Origin of the sequence: Bacillus sp. EE-W1 (assembly GCF_009760835.1) — a bacterium.
Classification (GTDB): Bacteria; Bacillota; Bacilli; order Bacillales; family Bacillaceae_G; genus Bacillus_A; species Bacillus_A wiedmannii.
Genome location: NZ_WIPE01000112.1, coordinates 1 through 3,475, shown reverse-complemented (window position 1 = coordinate 3,475; position 3,475 = coordinate 1). Strand labels below are relative to the sequence as shown.

Sequence of the window (3,475 nt, the reverse complement as noted above, 5' to 3'; positions counted from 1 at the left end):
AGGAAACTACTATTATGGTGAAACGAACATTGAATTCATTAAACAAAGTAAAACTTGGTTAACGATTTACCGTATTGCGGTAGTGGGAATGGTATTATTCGGTTCTGTTGCCACACTTCAAGTTGTATGGAATATGGCGGATTTATTTATGGGACTAATGGTAATCACAAACTTAATCGCGATTACACTTCTTGGCCGATTTGCATATGCTGCTTTGGCAGACTATGTAAGGCAAAAGAAACAAGGGAAAGATCCAGTCTTCAGTGCAGATTCTATTCCTGGTTTAACGAATACAGAGTGTTGGGATAAGCCAACGGTAACGGATAAAGAAAAAGCAGTGTAATGAAAAGGTGAGCATCGAGATAAATTCGATGCTCGCCTTTTTTGTTGTAGTAAATGATGAAAAGGGTGAGAGGTAATTAGTAATATAATTTTTGTTTGTTCATTCCTCTCGTTATTTGTAGAGAACGCACTGTCTTAAAAGTATGACCGGTCGAATGGGATGAGTGATTGAGTATTGGATAAATGCACGTACTGGTTATATTTTTACGTAAAAAAACATATATGTTAAGAAGTTTAACGTGCCCATGTCACGAAACCTGACATAAAGTTCTTGATTACTAAAAGTTTTTAGAATATAATTTTCTTATTGTTAGGAAGAGGGGGCAATGCAATTATGGATTTTTTAGCTAAGGTAATTGGGGATGTAAATAATGTCCTTTGGTCATATATCATTATTGCGATGTTAATTGGGTTAGGGCTTTACTTTTCATTTCGTGTGAAATTTGTCCAAGTTCGTTACTTCGGTGAAATGATTCGTTTGCTTGGGGATGGGGCAAGTTCGAAAACGAGAAAAGCACAAAAAGAGAAGAGCGGTGTATCTTCGTTCCAGGCTTTTTGTATGAGTACAGCTTCTCGTGTAGGTACTGGTAACTTAGCTGGTGTAGCTATCGCAATCTCAGCAGGTGGACCAGGAGCAGTATTTTGGATGTGGTTAATCGCGGTAATTGGGGGTGCTTCTGCATTTGTAGAGAGCACATTAGCGCAAATTTATAAAGTAAAAGATGGGAATGCGTTCCGTGGTGGTCCAGCGTATTATATGGAAAAGGGTTTAAAGAAACGCTGGCTAGGAGTTGTCTTCTCTGTTCTAATAACAGTTAGTTTCGGATTAATTTTCAACGCCGTGCAGTCAAACACAGTAGCGGCGGCTTTTGATGGAGCATTTAACACAGATGGTAAGTTTGTAGGTCTGTTTATGGCGGGTTTACTTGCAATCATTATTTTCGGCGGAGTAAAGCGTATTGCACGTGCGGTTGAAATGATTGTTCCAGTAATGGCAATTATATATGTAGCAGTGGCATTATTCGTTGTTGTAACAAACATTACGGCAATTCCGTATGTATTTAAGGAAATTTTCTTACATGCTTTCGGAATTAAAGAAGTAGTAGGTGGGGGATTAGGAGCTGCGATTTTACTAGGGGTAAAACGTGGATTATTCTCAAATGAAGCAGGTATGGGTAGTGCGCCGAACGCAGCTGCGACTGCAAACGTAACGCACCCAGTTAAACAAGGTTTCATTCAAACTTTAGGGGTATTTACAGATACATTATTAATTTGTAGTTGTACAGCATTTATCATTTTATTATCAGATGTGCCTGGAGCGGCTGATTTAAACGGAATTCAATTAACGCAACAAGCATTAAGTCAACATATCGGACCGTGGGCTTCTATATTTGTAGCAGTTGCAATTTTCTTGTTTGCATTTAGTTCATTAGTAGGTAACTACTACTATGGTGAAACGAATATTGAATTCTTAAATGGAAGTAAAGTGTTATTAAATGCATACCGCATTGCTGTACTTGGTATGGTTGTTTTAGGATCTGTAGCAACAATTCAAATCGTTTGGGATTTAGCAGATTTATTTATGGGGATTATGGCTGTTATTAACTTAGTTGCGATCGTATTTCTTTCTAAGTATGCTTTCGCGGCATTATCAGATTACGTTAAGCAAAAGAAACAAGGAAAAGATCCAGTATTCTATGCGGAGTCTATTCCAGGTTTGAACAATACCGAGTGCTGGGATAAGCCAGCAGTAGCTGATAAAGAAAAAGCAGTATAATGAGGTGAGCATCAAGTGAAACTTGATGCTCATTTTTTTTGTTTTATCCTGCTATTTGTGAACAGTAAAACTCTCGATTGATACGGGCTAATAATCAGTGGGGATGATATTGATTAAAGTTTCGCTATATAATGTAAAAGACGAACATTCATGAACGTTTTATAATAAAATGTAATTTTTTTAAGAAAAATGCGGATATGAGTTGTGATTTATGTTAGAATGGAAAATGCCTTTGAAACAAGAGGTTTTATGATCTTTCCTATCCGATTGAAGGTTTTAGAGGAGAAATGGAAAGTTCGGATTATTTCTTATTTTGAATGGTCAGACGTTCAACGTTAATGAAGAGTTAAATGGAGGATTTTATTAATGAAGTTTGTTATGTTTCTTGTAGGATTGCTCGTTGTATTCGTACTCGGTTTTCTTATAAGTGCCGATCGAAAGAAGATTAAGTATAAACCAATCGCAATTATGCTTGTTATTCAGCTAGCGTTAAGTTATTTCTTATTAAATACGCAAGTTGGTTATATTTTAGTAAAAGGAATTTCAGATGGATTTGGCGCGCTTCTTGGATATGCGGAAGCTGGAATCGTTTTCGTATTTGGCGGTCTTGTTAATAAAGGAGAGGTTTCATTCTTCTTAACAGCGTTATTACCAATCGTATTCTTTGCCGTTTTAATCGGAATTCTGCAACACTTTAAAATTTTACCGATATTTATTCGTGCTATTGGTACTGCGCTAAGTAAAGTAAATGGTCTAGGAAAACTAGAATCATATAACGCAGTAGCAGCTGCCATTGTTGGGCAAGCGGAAGTATTTATTACAGTAAAAGATCAATTAAGTAAAATCCCAAAACATCGTTTATATACATTATGTGCATCTTCCATGTCGACAGTATCAATGTCAATCGTAGGTTCTTATATGAAAATGATCGAACCGAAATATGTAGTAACAGCACTTGTATTAAATTTATTTAGTGGTTTCATTATTATTCATATTATTAACCCGTACGATATTACAGAAGAAGAAGATACACTGAAATTAGAAAATAAGAAAAAACAGTCATTCTTTGAAATGCTAAGTGAATATATTATGCTTGGTTTCACGATTGCAATCACAGTAGCGGCAATGTTACTTGGTTTCGTAGCATTAATTACAGCAATTAATAGCTTGTTTGATTCAATGTTCGGTATTACATTCCAAGCTATTTTAGGATACATTTTCTCACCATTAGCATTTGTAATGGGTATCCCGCAAGCAGAGATGGTAACAGCGGGACAAATTATGGCAACAAAATTAGTATCAAACGAATTTGTTGCGATGCTGGATCTTGGAAAAGTAGCTGGTGATTTATCAGCT

The 3,475-nt window shown here is 36.2% G+C and carries 3 protein-coding genes; all 3 read left to right on the top strand.

Translation table 11 applies throughout. The features are described 5' to 3' along the window. A partial coding sequence (locus GFJ36_RS26005; RefSeq protein ID WP_194956678.1) for an alanine:cation symporter family protein occupies positions 1-343 on the top strand: 343 nt, incomplete at its 5' end. 333 nt (positions 344-676) lie between these two features. Further along, positions 677-2,119 (top strand): alanine/glycine:cation symporter family protein, encoded by a 1,443-nt coding sequence (locus GFJ36_RS26000; RefSeq protein ID WP_000346396.1) that lies wholly within the window; start codon positions 677-679, stop codon positions 2,117-2,119. 366 nt (positions 2,120-2,485) lie between these two features. Next, positions 2,486-3,475, top strand: a 990-nt coding sequence (locus tag GFJ36_RS25995) for a NupC/NupG family nucleoside CNT transporter (protein ID WP_157349786.1), incomplete at its 3' end; no start/stop codon positions are given.